This is a genomic window from Euzebyales bacterium (genome assembly GCA_036374135.1).
Taxonomy (GTDB): Bacteria; Actinomycetota; Nitriliruptoria; order Euzebyales; family JAHELV01; genus JAHELV01.
Genome location: DASUUK010000062.1, coordinates 22,164 through 37,646, shown reverse-complemented (window position 1 = coordinate 37,646; position 15,483 = coordinate 22,164). Strand labels below are relative to the sequence as shown.

Annotated in this window: 14 protein-coding genes; 7 read left to right on the top strand and 7 right to left on the bottom strand. The window is 69.4% G+C overall.

Annotated features, from left to right (window positions below; translation table 11 throughout):
* Positions 1 to 412 (top strand): hypothetical protein (locus VFZ70_09510; protein ID HEX6256035.1); only part of this gene is annotated, 412 nt, incomplete at its 5' end.
* A gap of 31 nt (positions 413 to 443) precedes the next feature.
* Entirely contained in the window at positions 444 to 962 is a 519-nt protein-coding gene (locus VFZ70_09505; protein ID HEX6256034.1) for a universal stress protein, read from the top strand.
* Here the strand turns inward: VFZ70_09505 and VFZ70_09500 are convergent.
* Positions 942 to 3,629: a GNAT family N-acetyltransferase gene (locus VFZ70_09500; protein ID HEX6256033.1), complete on the bottom strand. Its 2,688-nt coding sequence runs from the start codon at positions 3,627 to 3,629 to the stop codon at positions 942 to 944. The two genes, VFZ70_09505 and VFZ70_09500, sit on opposite strands and share 21 nt — an antisense overlap.
* 547 nt (positions 3,630 to 4,176) lie before the next feature.
* A complete protein-coding gene (locus tag VFZ70_09495; protein HEX6256032.1) occupies positions 4,177 to 5,136 on the bottom strand; it encodes a phytanoyl-CoA dioxygenase family protein in 960 nt (319 codons plus the stop codon).
* An 81-nt stretch (positions 5,137 to 5,217) separates the two neighbouring features.
* Between VFZ70_09495 and VFZ70_09490 the strand changes: the two genes are divergently transcribed.
* Complete coding sequence (locus tag VFZ70_09490) at positions 5,218 to 6,042, top strand: helix-turn-helix transcriptional regulator (protein ID HEX6256031.1); 825 nt, start codon at positions 5,218 to 5,220, stop codon at positions 6,040 to 6,042.
* Positions 6,043 to 6,262: 220 nt separating this feature from the next.
* Here VFZ70_09490 and VFZ70_09485 read toward each other — a convergent pair whose 3' ends face one another.
* Positions 6,263 to 7,072 carry an ABC transporter permease subunit gene (locus VFZ70_09485; GenBank protein HEX6256030.1) on the bottom strand — a complete coding sequence of 270 codons (810 nt, stop codon included), beginning with the start codon at positions 7,070 to 7,072 and terminating at the stop codon, positions 6,263 to 6,265.
* Positions 7,069 to 7,596, bottom strand: a complete 528-nt coding sequence (locus VFZ70_09480; protein ID HEX6256029.1) for a hypothetical protein — start codon at positions 7,594 to 7,596, stop codon at positions 7,069 to 7,071. Before VFZ70_09480 ends, VFZ70_09485 begins: the two co-directional genes overlap by 4 nt.
* Positions 7,597 to 7,731: 135 nt before the next feature.
* On the opposite strand from VFZ70_09480, the gene VFZ70_09475 reads away from it, so the two are divergent.
* From VFZ70_09475 to VFZ70_09465, 3 genes are read left to right on the top strand one after another with little or no spacing between them, the layout of a single operon-like run.
* Positions 7,732 to 8,091 (top strand): PadR family transcriptional regulator, encoded by a 360-nt coding sequence (locus VFZ70_09475; protein ID HEX6256028.1) that lies wholly within the window; start codon positions 7,732 to 7,734, stop codon positions 8,089 to 8,091.
* 3 nt (positions 8,092 to 8,094) lie between these two features.
* Positions 8,095 to 9,435 carry a permease prefix domain 1-containing protein gene (locus tag VFZ70_09470; protein ID HEX6256027.1) on the top strand — a complete coding sequence of 447 codons (1,341 nt, stop codon included), beginning with the start codon at positions 8,095 to 8,097 and terminating at the stop codon, positions 9,433 to 9,435.
* Positions 9,436 to 9,487: 52 nt separating this feature from the next.
* Complete coding sequence (locus VFZ70_09465; GenBank protein ID HEX6256026.1) at positions 9,488 to 9,667, top strand: hypothetical protein; 180 nt, start codon at positions 9,488 to 9,490, stop codon at positions 9,665 to 9,667.
* Between the two features lie 17 nt (positions 9,668 to 9,684).
* On the opposite strand, the gene VFZ70_09460 is transcribed toward VFZ70_09465, so the two are convergent.
* The 3 genes from VFZ70_09460 to VFZ70_09450 form a co-directional block, all read right to left on the bottom strand.
* Positions 9,685 to 11,760 (bottom strand): multicopper oxidase, encoded by a 2,076-nt coding sequence (locus tag VFZ70_09460; GenBank protein ID HEX6256025.1) that lies wholly within the window; start codon positions 11,758 to 11,760, stop codon positions 9,685 to 9,687.
* A gap of 413 nt (positions 11,761 to 12,173) precedes the next feature.
* Positions 12,174 to 13,832: an ABC transporter permease gene (locus VFZ70_09455; protein ID HEX6256024.1), complete on the bottom strand. Its 1,659-nt coding sequence runs from the start codon at positions 13,830 to 13,832 to the stop codon at positions 12,174 to 12,176.
* On the bottom strand, positions 13,825 to 14,742 hold the full coding sequence (locus VFZ70_09450) for an ABC transporter ATP-binding protein (GenBank protein ID HEX6256023.1): 918 nt from the start codon (positions 14,740 to 14,742) through the stop codon (positions 13,825 to 13,827). The genes VFZ70_09455 and VFZ70_09450 overlap by 8 nt, the downstream gene beginning before the upstream one ends.
* Positions 14,743 to 15,013: 271 nt before the next feature.
* On the opposite strand from VFZ70_09450, the gene VFZ70_09445 reads away from it, so the two are divergent.
* Positions 15,014 to 15,460 (top strand): CBS domain-containing protein, encoded by a 447-nt coding sequence (locus VFZ70_09445; protein HEX6256022.1) that lies wholly within the window; start codon positions 15,014 to 15,016, stop codon positions 15,458 to 15,460.
* The last annotated feature ends 23 nt before the right edge of the window (positions 15,461 to 15,483 follow it).

Below are 15,483 nucleotides of genomic sequence, written 5' to 3'. Positions count from 1 at the left end.
TGAGCTGCGGGCCAACTGGGACGTGACCGGCGTGTCCGCCGATGACCGGCTCAACGTGCGCAGCGGACCTGGGGTGCACAACGCCGTCATGGCCACCCTTGCCCCCGACATGGTCGAGCTCGAGTCCACCGGGCGCATCGCACAGGTCGACGGTGTGCTGTGGCGTGAGATCGTCCTGCCCGGCGACGGCACCGGCTGGGTCAACGCCAGCTACCTCGCCGAGACGTCACCGGCGCTGCTCGACGACGGCCGGCTCCACGGCATCGACGTCGCGGACCGCACCATCACGATCGACGTGATCCAATTCCTCACGGGCAGGAGGCCATCGACGCCTACCACGCCGAGTTCCCCGGAGTGCTCGGCGCCAAGAACACGCTCGAGGTGCGGTAAGGTCGCGAACAGCGATGCCTGACAGCGGCGGGCTCGCCGGAATCGAGGCGACCATGAGTGTCATCCTTGGAGTGGACGGTTCGCAGCACTCTGTGGCTGCGTTGCAGCTGGCGGTGACGGAGGCGCGGTGCCGTTCGGTCGACCTTCACGTCGTGTACGTCTACGAACCGGCTCGCACGTCGCACGCGGCGGCGGCCGCGTCGGTCATGGCCGGCGACATGTGGACCGCGCAGGACACGGCCGGCACGGTGTTGGAGTCCGCGCAGCGTCGGGACGCCGCCGACCGTGCGGAGGCCCAGCGCCATGCTGAGGGGTGGCTACGTCAGTTCATGCACCGGCAGGACATCGACCTGTCCGGCGCTGACGTGCGGCTTAGTGCCGTTGGCGGGGAGCATCCGGCAGCCGCGCTCGTACGGCTGTCACACGACGCCGACCTGCTGGTGGTCGGGTCACGGGGACTCGGGGGCTTCAAAGGGGTGCTGTTGGGATCGATCAGCCAGCACTGCGTCCGCCACGCCACATGCCCTGTGCTGGTGGCGCGGCTACCGCGGTCAGACGCGGAGACCGCGTGATCCGCGGGCGAGTACGCGTGCATCCAGCACGGTCGCGCCCTGTTCGTTGACGACCACCGGGTTGCAGTCGAACTCGGCGACTGTGGGCTGGTGGTCGGCGATCGCGCTGATCCGCAGCAACAGGTCCTCGACAGCCGCGACGTTGCGTCTGGGCGCCCCGCGGTAGCCGTCCAGCAGTGGAAAGGTTGCCAGCTCGCGCAGCATGTCGTGCGCCTCACGGCGGGTCAGCGGGGTGATGCGCACCGCGACGTCATTGAGCAGTTCGACCGTCGTGCCGCCTGCTCCGCACACGACGACGGGGCCGAAGGTGGGCTCCGCGGTCACCCCGACCAGCAGCTCGACACCGGCATCGACCATCGGCTGCACCAGGTACCCGTCGAGGGTGTACCTGGCCCCTGTGACCGCCCGTCGGATGTCGTGGGCGGCGTCGGCGACGTCCTGGGAGGTGCGTAGCCCGAGGCGGACGGCGCCGATGTCGCTCTTGTGCACCAGACCGCCGGCGACGGCCTTGAGCGCCACGGACCCGCCGACGGCGTGCGCCGCGGCCACGGCGTCGGCGATCGTCGTGACGGTGCGACCGCCGATCAGCGGGATGCCGTAGCAGCCGAGCAGCCGCGCGACCTCGTCGGGGGACAACCATCGACCGTCGGGGCTTTCGCCGGTGGCCGCCGCGAGCAGCGCCGACGCCTCGTCGTGTCGCAGACCCGGTGGCTCGCCGGCGGCCTCGTCGGGTATGCATCGCCACCGACCCAGCCGCGCCGCATTCGCCAGCGCACGGACGGCGTCCTCGGGGAAGGCGTACACGGGAATCCGCGTGACACCGTCGATCGGCGCTGTCGTCACCGAGGACATGAACACCGACAGCAACGGCACACCCTTGGGCAACTCGTCAGCCGCCCGGCGCAACGCCGCGACGAACCGCATCGGGTCGCCGGCCAACGGAGGGATGTAGATGGCGATCAACGCGTCGACGTCGCCCGACGCGCCGACCGTACGGACCGCGCGCTCGTAGATGTCCGGGGTCACCGCCGCGATGGTGTCGACGGGATTGCCGACGGACGCCCCGGCCGGCAACGCGTCCCGCAGCGCCTGTTGCGTCGCCTCCCGCAGGTCGACGACGTCGAGGCCCTCGGCCGCGCAGGTGTCAGCACACAGGATTCCCGGACCCCCGGCGTTGGTGACGATCCCGACCCGGCGGCCCGCGGGCACCGGTTGGCTGACCAGGAGCTTCGCGACATCGAACAGCTCCGACAGCGTGTCGGTGCGGATCACGCCGGCCTGGCGGAACAACGCGTCGACGGTGCGGTCCGACGCCGCGAGCAGCGCGCCGGTGTGTGACGAAGCGGCCCGTGCGCCCGCAGAGGACCGGCCGCTCTTCACCGCGACGACAGGGGTCGTGCGCATCAGCCGGCGCGCGATGCGCGAGAACTTCCGCGGATTGCCGAACGACTCGAGGTACAGCAGGACCACGTCGGTCCGCGGATCGCTCTCCCAGTACTGCAACAGATCGTTGCCCGACAGGTCGGCCTTGTTCCCGACGGAGACGAACGACGACAGCCCCAACCCGAGCACGTTCGCCTGGTCGATGATCGCCAGGCCCAGCGCCCCGCTCTGCGACAGGAACCCGACCCGACCCGGCGCTGCCCGCGTGGGACCGAACTGGCCGTCCAGCCGCACCGCCGGATCGGTGTTGATCACACCAAGGCAGTTCGGGCCGACCAGACGCATCCCAGACCGTCGGCACACCGCGAGCAGATCGTGCTGGCGCTGGCGGCCCACGTCGTTGGTCTCGGCGAAGCCGCCGGACAGCACGACCAGGGCGCCCACGCCAGCTGCGGCGCACTGCTCGGCCACACCGACGACGTGCGCGGCGGGGACGGCGATCACCGCGAGGTCGACTGTGCTCGGAACGTCTTCGATTGAGCGGTACGCAGCGACCGACTGCACCACCGACGCGCGGGTGTTGACCGGGTACACGGGCCCCGCGAAGCCGCCGGTGATCAGATTGTGGAACACCTCGCCGCCGGGTGTCCCGCGCTGACGCGACGCGCCGATCACCGCCACCGCCGTCGGCTCCAGCACACGGCGCACCGCTGCCGCGGCCGCCAGCCGCTCGCGATGCTCGAATCGGCTGCGGCCCTCGGAGTCCAGCGCGGTCGGGAACTCGATCTCAATCTCGCCAGGCACCGTCCGCCGCGTCAACGGGAAGCCGGCATCGCGCAGCACTTCAAGCATGCGATGGTTCTGCGGCAACACGTGTGCGGTGAACACGTCGACCCCGCGACCATCGGCGATCTCGGCGAGCTGACCCAGGAGCAACGTGCCCAAGCCACGGCCCTGAAACGTGTCGGCTACGGCCAGCGCCGCCTCGGCGCGGTCGGCGCCCGGGCGGTCCCGGTCATAGCTGGCATGCGCGATGATCCGCTCGTCGGCGCCGGTCGTCGCGACCAGTGCGTAGCCGTCGTGCTGCTCCGGTTCCACCGCCCACCGTGCCGTCCGCTCGATGTCAATGCCGCCGGAGAAGAACCGCAGCAACCGTGACTCGATCGACAGGCCATCCAGGAACGCCTTGAGTCGTTCCAGGTCCGACTCGTCCACCGTGCGGATCCACACCGTCGAGCCGTCGCGCAGCACCCCCTCGACGCCCTGCGTCGCCGATCCAGTCACATCGAGCTCCTCACCGTCCGGCCGGTGCCAAGGGTAACGGTGCGCGATCCGCCGAGTCCCTCGACCACACCGCGACGACGGAGCCGAGCGGATCTGAGGCCGCGCCCGGCTGCGAGCCGACCGGGACAGAGGTGCTCCCCGACGGCCCGCAGCCGCGAGGTGTCCGACGGGGCCGCAGTGGGAGCCCGGATGTCCGTGGCGATATCAGGCCCATCGGAACAGGGTGTGGGTGCCGTTCGCCCCTGACTTCGTTTCCACTGCCCTCGGACACTGTCATGAGTGAACGGGCAGGGCAGGGTGATCTACATGGCAGCGGCGCACAGACGAGGGTCGGCGGCCGGCCATGCCGCGATGTCGCAGCGACGCGACCGCGTTCGGCGCGACTACCGTGAGCTGGCCGGAAAGCAGCACGCGTCGGACGCACCGTTTCGCGCGTTCGGATGCAGAGCGGGTGGACCGGCGGGCCGTCCTCAGCCTCGGAACTCAGATGCCGGAAGAGCGCGCCAGCGTGCGCGCATATCCACACGTCGCCACGGTTGATGACGGATCACGGTGGCGGCAGCGGTCGGTGGCTGCGCCCGGTGCCACCGACGGCCGGGTCAGCGGCACCGAGGGTCCTGCGGGCCATCGCCTCGTTCGCGGACAGTGCGTCGACGAGGGCCTGCCAGTGGTAGCGCGGCGTCGCAGGTGACCCGACGAATACGAACCCGTCGTCGCCGAGTAGCACGTCGCGCGCTGACAGCCGGTCGATGCCGCCGGCCTGCTCGACCATGGCGTGCAGGCGATCGAGGCCTTCGGGTCCGAAGCTGTCGACGTCCGCCCAGCGGCCGTAGAGCTGCTCGAGGACCTCCCGCGCCATGTAGTGCAGGTAGACGACACGCCGAAGCTCGTTGGTGACGTTGGCGCGGCTGCCGTGCGGCGCCGTGATCGCGTGCACCAGCACGTCGCCCGGTCCCAGTTCGAGTGACATCGCGTCGTCGCGATCGAACAGCTCGTCATCGGTGAAACGCTCGAGCTCGACGTGGCCGACCAGGTGGTGCCCAGCGATCGCGTACAGACACCCCGTCTCGACCGTCGCGTGGTCCAGGTAGATGTCGATGTCGAAGTTCGGCACCCCGAATGTGGTTGCGCGCCCACCGATGCCTGCGTACGGAGGATCCTGATGCCAATCGATCGCCACGCCGGACTGCGGCAACTTGACGACGATGGTGTCGTTGACGGGGACGAAGGGGTGGCCGAGCAGCTGACCGACGATCGCCAGGATCTCCGGCTTCACGGTGACGTCGCGAAACGCCCCGTCGTAGCTCCAGACGCCGTCGGTGCGGAAGTACGCGTTGCCGCCGTCGACGTTCCGGTAGCTGTGGCCCGTCCCTACGCCTGCGACACCCTTGGCCACGGTGCTGTCCACGGCGGACCGCAGAACCGTGATCTCCGTCTCGTCGAGCACGCCATGCACGACCAGGAAGCCGTCGCGGTGGAACCGGTCGATCGCGTCCCGGTCGAGCATCGCCTGCTCCGTCGTCGATAGGATTCCGAGGCAGATGTCCACCGTATCTACGGCGTTGCTGTCTGATCAGGACTGATTCCGATGTTGGCCGAGACGATTCCGATGCCGTGGCCACATCCGGCCGCGCCTCCGGCCACCGGGATCGCGGCGTTGCCCGTGCGCAGCGTCGGTCTGGGCATCCATGCGCCCGCGACGGTGCGCCGCCACGCCGACAGGACGTTGCCCGTCCACGAACTCATCCTGGTCGAGGCGGGCGTCCTGCCGATCACCGAAGCATCGACTGGGCACGACGTACACGAGGGCCAGTGGATTCTGCTCCGCGCGGGCATGCGGCACTACGGCACGCGTGATCTCGACGACCACACATGGTTCCGTTGGATCTGCTTCACATGCGAACCCACCGCCATGGATCAGGGCCCGACGCCCACAGGCGTCGCCCACGACCGGCGAGAGATCGCAGCAGTCTTCGCTCGCTACCTCGCCGACCGCGACGAAGACCGACTCACCCAACAGGCGGCCGACGCGTACACCACGCTCATCCTGCACCGCCTCGCTGCACCCGACAGCCGATCGATGTCGAACGACGAGCGCTTGCGGCGCCTGGCCGCACAGCACATCGCGGAGCATCTCGACGATCCCGACCTGACGACCGCCACCATCGCAGCGGCGCTCGGCTACCACCCGGACCACCTCGGCCGCGCGTTTCGCAAGGACGCCAATGTCCCGATCACGACCTACATCCACCAGGAACGCGTCGACCACGCACGTACGCTGCTCCGCACGACCGACGGGTCGATCGACCGCGTCGCCGCCGCATCCGGATTCCGTGACGTCCGCTACTTCCGGCGGATCTTCGTCCGTCACGCCGGCGTCACGCCGTCGGCGTACCGAAGCGTGCACCGATGACGAAGCCGACGCCGCAGGAGATCAGCGCGAAGGCGACGACCGAGGCCACGCTTTGATCGCGTAGGCCGGGGGCACCCCCGTCTCGGGCAGCGCAGCGGGATCGCCGCCATCACCATGGCCGGACCCAGGTGACGATGACGAGCGCGCCGGCGACGAGCGCGATCAGCGCTGCAGCGGCCAAGCTGTGACTGCGGCATGTCCGCCTCCGTGGGAGGGTGGGTCAGAACTCCTCGCGCTGGAAGCGCCACAGGGCGACGAGTACAAGGACGATCGCCGCGAAGCCCGTCACGACGACCGGCACGTACCAGTTGGGGTCGAGTGGACCGCTCGTCGCGATGGCGCCGGCGATGTCGCCGAGCAGCCACGGCGTGGCGTACACGATCGCGGGTGGCAGCATGCCCTTGAAGAACACGCCGGCGAGCAGGACCCCGATGCCGATCCCCGCCACCGGGCCGCGGCCGGCGAACATGGTCCCAAGGGCGAGGGTCAGGGCGAGGTAGAAGAGGACCACCAGAGCCACGACGCTGAGGCCCGCCGTGAACGACCCGAGCGTTGGTGTGCGCGACAGCAGGCTGGATGCCTCGACGGTGAACACGACGGCCGGGACGACCAGGGCCGTCACCAGGAACCCGACGCCGTGTCCGACGAGCTTCGCAACGATGAACGAGGCGCGTGAGACCGGCTTGGAGATGACCCAGGCGGCCGTGCCGAGCTCCTTCTCGCCGACGATGGCCCCCTGGACGGTGAGCACGACGCCGATCCCGATCGCGATCGCCCCCATCGCCAGGAACGTGCTGGTGACCTCGCGCAGCAGGTCGCCGCGAGGGACTCCCGGCTCGGTCAGCATGACCACCGTCGTGACGCCGTTGAGCAGGATGACCCAGACGAGCACCTGGCTCCACCACAGGCGGGTTCTCCACCACTGGCTGAGCTCCTTGCCGACGAGATTGGCGTAGCCGCCCAGCCGACCGGTCGGCGTGACAGGTACCAGCGCCCCGGATCGGCCAGTGGCTGGTGTGATCGTGCTCATTGGTGATCGCCGTCCACGAGTTGGAGAAACACATCTTCCAGGTGCTGGTGTCTGCGGCCGAACGACGTGACGGTCGTGTTCCCGTCGGCGAGCACCGACCGCAGCAGACGCGACTCCGCGGCGGGTTCGTCGGCGACGGTCACGGTCAGGGTCGTCGAGCCGTCGTGGGGGCCTGCGGTGATGCCGGTGACCCACGGCTCAGCGTGCAGCGTCCGGGACGCTGCTGCGCCGTCGCCGCGTACCGTCACCTCGTAGGCTCTGGCGCCGCCATTGAGCAGTTCCCGCGTCGGTGCGTTGGCGACCAGTCGCCCGCCGTCGAGGATGGCGACGTGGTCGCTGACGCGTTGCACGTCGTCGAGGATGTGCGTGGTGGAGAAGACCGTGGCGTGGGTCCGCAGCCGGGCCATGACGTCGAGGACGTCACGGCGTCCCAACGGATCGAGGGACGCCGCTGGTTCGTCGAGGATCAACAGATCAGGGTGGTTGACCTGCGCCGCCGCCAACATCGCGCTCCAGGCATACACCGATCGCGACCACGTGGTAACGGTGAAGTCGCCGGTCCGTCATCGTTCGTGGGCGCCGACCCCGCTGCGCACATTGCAGCCCTATGCACATTGTGCTTCTATGTATGAAGCACCGTGGCTTCGAGAGGGCGACACGTGCACATCGACAAGGACCTGGTGGCGGCGTCGGCGACGCCGCTGGTGCTGGCGATCCTCGCAGATGGCGAGAGCTACGGCTACGCGATCCTCAAGCGCGTCCGGGAGCTCTCGGACGGCGAGCTCGAGTGGACCGACGGGATGCTCTACCCGCTTCTGCAACGTCTGCACCGGCTCGGCTACGTGACCAGGGAGTGGCGAACACCAGCGCAGGGGCGGCGCCGGAGGTACTACGCGATCACGGATGAGGGGTGTGCGGCGCTCGCGGACCACAAGCGTCAGTGGGTCACCGTCGCGCGGGCGTTGGGCGACGTGTGGGGAGGCGACGACGTGCTGCCATTCGTACTGGGGAGGGCCTGAGCCGTGGAGCAGCTGGAGTCCGAGATCGCCGAGTGGCGGGCCTACGTCGCGGCGTCCCCGGCGGTCAACGGCCACGACGTCGACGAGCTCGAGGCGCACCTCCGGGACCAGATCGCCGCGTTCGACGCCGCCGGTCTCACGCCCGACGAGGCCTTCCTCGTCGCGGTCAAGCGGATGGGGCGACTCGACGACGTGTCGCGCGAGTTCGCCCGCGAGCACAGCGGCAGGCTGTGGAGGCAGCTCGTCCTGTCCGACGGGGACGGGCAGGAACGGACCGACACCCGCTGGGTCGAAACGCTGGTGTTCGCGACCGCGGTCGCCGTGACGGTCCAGGTCGCACGCCTCGCGGCGGGGTTCCCGGGCCAGGAGTCGCCGTGGCTGTTCCGCAACGCGAGCATGCTCGTGCTGCCGTTCCTCGCCGGCTACTTCGCCCGCCGGCGGCGGCTCACGTCGCGCGACTGGCTCGGGGTCGCTGTCGCAGTCGCGGTCGCCGCCGTCGTGGTCAACGTCTACCCGTACAGCGAGGGCTCGTCGACCGAACTGCTCGTCGCCGCGCACCTCCCGGTCGCGCTGTGGTTCGTGGTCGCCTACCCCTACATGGACGGCACCGTACGGTCTCACGAGCGGCGCATGGACTTCGTCCGCTTCACGGGTGAGTGGCTGATCTACTACGTGCTGATCGCGCTCGGGGGCGGGGTGCTGATGGGGCTGACCGCCGCCATCCTCGAGCCCGCAGGCATCGATGTTGAGCGGGTCGCAGAGTGGGTGCTGCCGCTGGGAGCCGCGGGCGCCGTGATCGTTGCCGCGTGGCTGGTCGAGTCGAAGCAACAGGTCGTCGAGAACATGGCGCCGGTGCTCACGATGATCTTCACCCCACTGTTCGCGGCCATGCTGATCATCGCCGCCGTCGTCTATGCCCTGACCGGACTCGGAGGCGCGTTCGATCGCGAGTTGCTCGCCGTGTTCGATGCCCTGATGGTGGTCGTGCTCGGGCTCGTCCTGTACGGGATGTCCGCCCGCGACCCTTCACAGGCACCGGGCTGGATGGACCGCATCCAACTCGTCGCCGTCGGCAGCGCGCTCGTGCTCGACCTGATGGTGGTCGGTGCGATGCTGACCCGGATCGGCGAGCTCGGGTTCACCCCGAACCGCACGGCGGCACTCGGGCTGAACCTCGTGCTGCTGGTGAACCTGGCGGGGACGGCCTGGCTGTCCGCGCGGTTCATCGCGGGGCGTGGCGCGTTCAACCGGCTGGAGCGGTGGCAGACGAGCTACCTGCCCGTGCTCGGTGCCTGGGCCGCCACGGTCGTGGTCGTCCTCCCCCCACTCTTTGCGTTCACCTGACCGCACGGTTCCCTACAGGAACACCGGTGGGGATCTCCTGCGCACGTGCAGCGTGCGAACCGCCCCCGACATGCTCGCCATCGGAATCAGCGGTGCCATCGTGGCGCGCCTCGAATCGGCCGCGATGGCGCGGGCGATGTTCGTGACGGCGGCCGCGACGGCGCTGGTGGGCGTGATCGCGCTCATGGCCGGCAAGCACAACGCAGAGTACAGCTCGGTGCGCGGCCCTTGACGCCAGCCGACCGCCCGCTACTGCGCCGGTGCGTCCGGCGGGATCGGTCCGACGTGGAACGGGCGCATCATCTCGTTGTCCTCGTGCTCCACGATGTGGCAGTGCCACACGTAGAAGCCCGGCAGGTCGTACTGCGCCTTCACGCGCGTGACCTCGCCCGGGTAGGCGATCACCGTGTCCTTGAATCCGGTCTCCGATCGCTCGGGGGCCTGCATGCCGTCTGATCCACGCCCGAGGACCTTGAACTTGACCTGATGGATGTGGATCGGATGGGCGTCGACGGTGAAGTTGTGCAGCTCCCACACTTCGACCGCGCCGAGCGCCGGGTTCTCGGTGATGAGATCGCTCCACAGCAACGGGTTGCCGCTGCCATCGGGGTTCAGTGTCCCCAGCAGCGCCGCCGTCGGCCCGAAGACCTCGCCGTTCGAGCAGTCGAGCACGATGTTGTCCTGATCGTCCTCGCTGACCCGGACGGATGCCGACTCCTCCTCATTGAGGGACAACTGCCGCGTGGCGGTCTTCGGCGGCAGCACCGGTTGCGCCGGGAGCACCAGTTGGCCGGGCGGCATGGTGTTGTCCGTGCTTGTCGCAGCCGTGACGATGAACTTCATCACCTGACCGGTCGACTCCCAGTCCGACAGGTCCTCGAGCGAGATGCCGCCGAACGGTGCATCGGGTCCGTCGTTGACCAGGTACACCTCGGTGCCCACCGGAATGTCGGTGAAGTCGACGATCACGTCTGCACGCTCGGCAGGCCCCATCAGCAGGTGGTCGAGCTCGACCGGCGCTGGGAGGAAGCCCTGCTCCGCCCCGATCTGCCAGAACGAGAACTCGGGCGTGTTGAATCCGCCGTTGTCCGTCCGAGGCGAGGTCGTCAGCTTCAGGACGAGGAACCGCGAGTTGCAGCCGTTGAGGAAGCGGAACCGGTAGCGCCGTCGCTCCACCTCGAGGAACGGCCACGTGAAGCCGTTGACGACGATCATGTTGCCGAAGAACTCGGGGTTCCAGATCGGCGACACGTCGCTGGGCAGTCCATCGCAGGCCTCGTCAGGGATGAACGGGATCTGCAGCTGCGCCGGGTTGAGCCCCTCGAAGAACGCGCGGTTGTCCGGATAGAACAGCGATCCGTCGGCATTGAACGACCGGTCCTGGATCGCGATCGGGATCTCGGTGTACTTGCCGAGCGGGCTGTCCCCGACCCCCGCTGCGACGTAACCCAGATCCTTCTCGTAGGGTCCGCCCCGGATCAACCAGAACCCTGCCGGCCCCGCATACACGTTGTTGCGGGTCATGCCCAGCGTGTGGTCGTGGTACCACAGTGTCGCCGCCGGCTGGTCGTTCGGGTACATGAACGATGCCGTGCCCGGTGCCCAGTCGTGGGCGTACTTCGTGTTGTAGTAGTCGTAGAATGACCCCGTCGTCGCGTACCCGGCTGGGATGTTCGCGGCGTTCGGCAGGTACCAGGCTTCCGCGTAGCCGTCACTGTCCTCGCCGGTGTGGGCGCCGTGCACGTGTGTGACGAGCGGCACCGGGCCCATGTACGGCGCCTGGCTCGGGTTCGTCGGCCGCGTGTCGCGGCCGTCAAGGCCGCCCGGTGGGTTGGCCCAGTGCAGGGTCTGGTCGATCGGCAACAGGTGTGGCAGGAAGTTGTTGTTCTGGTCGACCAGCTCGTTGCGCCACAACACCTGCGTGCGCTTGTTGGCGGTGGCCTCGATCGTGAAGGCCGGGTAGTTGAAGGTCCCGCCGGTCAGTGAACCAGTGTCAGGGTCGACCGCCGGGCCGGGGAAGTCCACGGACCCGTAGCTCCACACGGTGGTCGCCGGATGCGGCGGAGACAGGATCCGCTGCCGGAACTGGCGCACGCCGATCCGGTAGAAGTCCCTGTTCCTGTTGGAGCCCTTGCTGAGCGGCATGGCCGGCGGCTTCACGAGCGGCAGCGCATACTTGGCCACGTCGCCGGGCGCCAGGCTCCCGCCGGGGATCTGGAACAGCACCGGCCCGCTGGGCCCGATCTTCATCATCAACCCGGGCGCGACCATCACCGCCGCTGTCGAGTACGCGCCTGATCGCAGGAACTGCCGCCGAGTCAGCATGGTGCTCCCCATTCCGCTGTGGGCAGGCCATACCACGGCAGGCCATGGCGGGCCAGCGTGAGGCCGGCGGCCACCGGGGAACGCAGAGCGCCGACGGGCCGTGCGCGTGCCCGCTCCGCGCTTTCGCTCCCGAGATCCTCCAGGTGACCGGGAACCTCGCGTACGTGTCGACGCGGATTGTCAGCCAGTGACCCGGGTCAGGTCAATGGTCATGTCAGGCCACCTGACCATCGCCCTCATTGACCATGGGACCGGACGTCAGGCTGATGCGCGATGGCTACGTCGGAGCGGTGAGGCCATCGAGGCAGCGGTCGCCGGATCTCCTCACCTGCGTGCCTGCCGGCAGCAGGAGTGCCGGTCGCCTGGTCGCGGGTTGCGGTCGTGGAACGCATCGCCATGGCCGCCTTCGGCGATCAGGCCGCCTCACCATCCACAGCGGCGGACGTCGCCCGACGGCGGGCCGCGGGTTCTCGCCGCAGCAGTCGCGTCGCGACGAGCGCAGCCACGACACCCCAGGCCACCATCACGGAAAGCGACGTCCACGCGATCTCCGGTGTCGTCGTCGATGCCAGCGCATCGGCGACGGCCTGCCGGAACGGGCTCAGTGGCAGCAGCGCGATGGCGTCCCGGACGGCTGGCGGGTAGTCAGCCGCGACCGGGAAGAGCCCTGACAGCAGGGCCACCGGCAGCAGGGTCCCCAACGCGATCGCGTCGACCGATGACGATCGCGGCACCAGCGCGGCGAGCGCGAGGCCCAACGCAGCGAGGCTCACGCCGCCGACCAGGACCGCGAGTGCGAGCCCCGGGACGGCGGCCGGGTGGATCGTCACGTCGTGCAGACCGGCGGCGACCGCAAGGATCACGACGGTGTCGGCGGCACTGATCCACAGCGTCGAACCGATGCGCCCGGCGACGTACGCCCACCCCGGCAGCGGCGTGCCACCCAGTCGTTTGAGCACGCCACGGTCTCGCGCCTTGGCCACGGCCGAGGCCTGCACGACGTAGGCGACCACCGCGATCGCGTAGACCGGCATGCCCGCGGCCAGGATCTCCGCCATCGTGCGGCCCCCGATCCGCACCTCTTCGCCGAACAGCAGCGGCATGAGCACGAGCAGCAGCACGGGGAACGCCAGGCCGAAGAACCATCCGCCCGGGTCGCGCCACAGGGCCGCGTCGGCGTAGCGGACCTGGCCTGCGACGATGTGGCGCATGGACCGCGGGCCCACCGTGTCGGTGCCGGTGCCGCGACCGGTGCGGCCACCCACAGCCACCGGCGGCGCCCACCGGAAGAACCGCGCAGCGACGACGAGCCCGACGACGCCCCATGCCGCCATGACCGCCAGGTGGTCGGGCGAGAGGCCGGTACCCGTTCCGAACGGGTCGAATGCGGTGGTCATCGCGTCAACGAAGTGCTTCAACGGGAAGAACGACCCGACTCTGTCGAGCCACGGCGGCATGTCGGTGCCCACGACGAAGATCCCGGAGATGAACGCCAGGATCACGATGCAGCCGCTTGTGACGGCCTCGACGACGGTGCTCGGCCCCAGGAGCGCAACGGCGGCGAGACCCAACGCGGCGAAGCAGGCGATGCCCACGACGAGCGTCACGACGAGGGCCCCGGCGGTGCGGCCGAACAACTGGACGTCGTAGGCGAGGACGCCCACGGCCAACAGCACCGCGACGCCGGCCAGCGAGATCACGACGGCCGCACCGACCCGCCCGACGAGGAAGTCCGACCACGGCAGCGGCGTGCCGTGCAGCCGCTTCAGGATGCCCCGCTCCCTCGCCCGCGCCACCCCGGTGGGCAGGGCCGAGAACGTGATCATCGCCACCGCGAACACCACGGCGACAGGCGCGAGGTACTGCGCCACCCGGACGTCGCTCTCAGCGGATATCGTCTCGTTGCCGACCATCAGCCCGAACACCACGAGGAACGTCAGCGGCAGCCCGAGGGCGAGCACGACCGACGCACGGTTGCGCAGGAACGCCCTGACCGCGTACACGACCTGCGCGCCCACGAGCGCGGGCCCGGACGTCCGCCGTGCCTGCCGGGCGGCCATCGCGTCAGACATCGGCGCGCTCCCGCTCCGCCCGTCCGACCACGTCGAGGTACACCTGCTCGAGAGTCGGCCGCGCGAGCCGCAGTGAACGCAGCTCCACACCGCGCGCGAGCGCCCAGGCGGTCAGCTCGTGCAGATCGTCGGTCGGCGCCGAGGTGCGAACCTCCACACGGTGACCGTCGCGCTGTGCACGCCCGTGCAACGCCGGCAGCGAGCCGTACTCGTCCGGCGCGACGAACGTGATCACGGTCGTGCTCGCCATCTGCTGCTCCGCGAGCTCGTCGGGTGTGCCGAGCGCCACCAGCCGTCCCGCGGCGATCATCGCGACGCGGTCGGCGAGATGCTCCGCCTCGTCCATGTAGTGGGTCGTCAGCAGGATCGTCTTTCCCAGTTCCCGAAGGCCCTCGAGCATCTCCCAGGCGGCGTGCCTGGCTGACGGATCGAAGCCGGTCGTCGGCTCGTCGAGGTACAGCAGTTCGGGATCGCCGATCAACCCGAGCGCGAGGTCGGCCCGTCGGCGCTGCCCGCCCGACAGCGTGCCGATCCGGACGTCGGCCTTGTCGGTCAGTCCGACGAGCCCGATCACCTCGTCGACCGATCGCGGTGCCGGAAAGAAGCCCGCGTACAGCCGCGCCAGCTCACGGACGCTGAACTCCTCATCCAGCGCGGCCTCTTGGAGGACGATGCCGATGCGTTCCCGGTAGGCGCCTCCGCCGTCCTCCGGGTCGAAGCCGAGGACCGACACCGTGCCGCTGTCGCGGCTGCGGTGCCCCTCCAGGATCTCCACCGTCGTCGTCTTGCCGGCGCCGTTGGGTCCGAGCAACGCGAACACCTCGCCCCGGGCGACCGTGAAGCTCAGCCCGTCGACGGCGCGGACGCTCCCGTACGTCTTTCGCAGTCCATCGACCTCGATCGCGGCCACGCTGCTCACCTCACTCCGCAGGGGATCCAGGGGGCACACACCCCGTCACGTCAAGTGTCGTGCCACGCCGCGGTGCGCGAAGAGGCGGACGGCTGTGCACGCAGGGACCTTCATCAGCAGGACGCGCGACGGTCGCCCTGGGCGCACGCTGTTGTGATGCCCGTTCCGGCGTTGGACCGGCCCGTTACTTGCACCGGCGGCTTTCATTCGCGCACCCGCGGGGTGATGATGCATGGTGCAGCAGACAGGCAAGTGAAGTGGAGGCCGCAACATGAGTGTCCGCGTCTCGGTCATCCTCGACCGCAAGGGTGCCGACGTCGCCACGATCCCGCCCGACGCCACGGTGATCGACGCCCTGCGCGCGCTGGCCGACCACGATGTCGGGGCGCTGGTCGTCTCGGCCGCCGGCGACACGGTCGACGGGATCATCAGCGAACGCGACATTGTCCGCCGCCTGGCCGATGAAGGCGAGGCCACGTTGCACGCGCCGGTCAAGGCCGTCATGACGGCCGATGTCCGCACGTGTGGACCCGACGAGACGAGCGACGCCGTCATGGAAGCCATGACCAGGCACCGCGGCCGCCACCTGCCCGTCGTCGTCGACGGTCGGCTCGCGGGCATCGTGTCGATCGGCGACGTCGTCAAGGCGCGGATCGACGAGCTCACCTTCGAGAAGGAGAGCATGCAGAGCTACATCAGCGGCAGTCCGAGGATGTAGCCGGACGCCGGGTCCGGGCGCAA

Bases quoted from the DNA above. Each gene is read 5' to 3' on its own strand.
- VFZ70_09505 (HEX6256034.1), top strand. From the start codon at position 444: ATGAGTGTCATCCTTGGAGTGGACGGTTCGCAGCACTCTGTGGCTGCG.
- VFZ70_09495 (HEX6256032.1), bottom strand. From the start codon at position 5,136: ATGCTCGACCGGGACGCGATCGACCGGTTCCACCGCGACGGCTTCCTG.
- VFZ70_09490 (HEX6256031.1), top strand. From the start codon at position 5,218: ATGTTGGCCGAGACGATTCCGATGCCGTGGCCACATCCGGCCGCGCCT.
- VFZ70_09485 (HEX6256030.1), bottom strand. From the start codon at position 7,072: ATGAGCACGATCACACCAGCCACTGGCCGATCCGGGGCGCTGGTACCT.
- VFZ70_09460 (HEX6256025.1), bottom strand. From the start codon at position 11,760: ATGCTGACTCGGCGGCAGTTCCTGCGATCAGGCGCGTACTCGACAGCG.
- VFZ70_09455 (HEX6256024.1), bottom strand. From the start codon at position 13,832: ATGTCTGACGCGATGGCCGCCCGGCAGGCACGGCGGACGTCCGGGCCC.
- VFZ70_09445 (HEX6256022.1), top strand. From the start codon at position 15,014: ATGAGTGTCCGCGTCTCGGTCATCCTCGACCGCAAGGGTGCCGACGTC.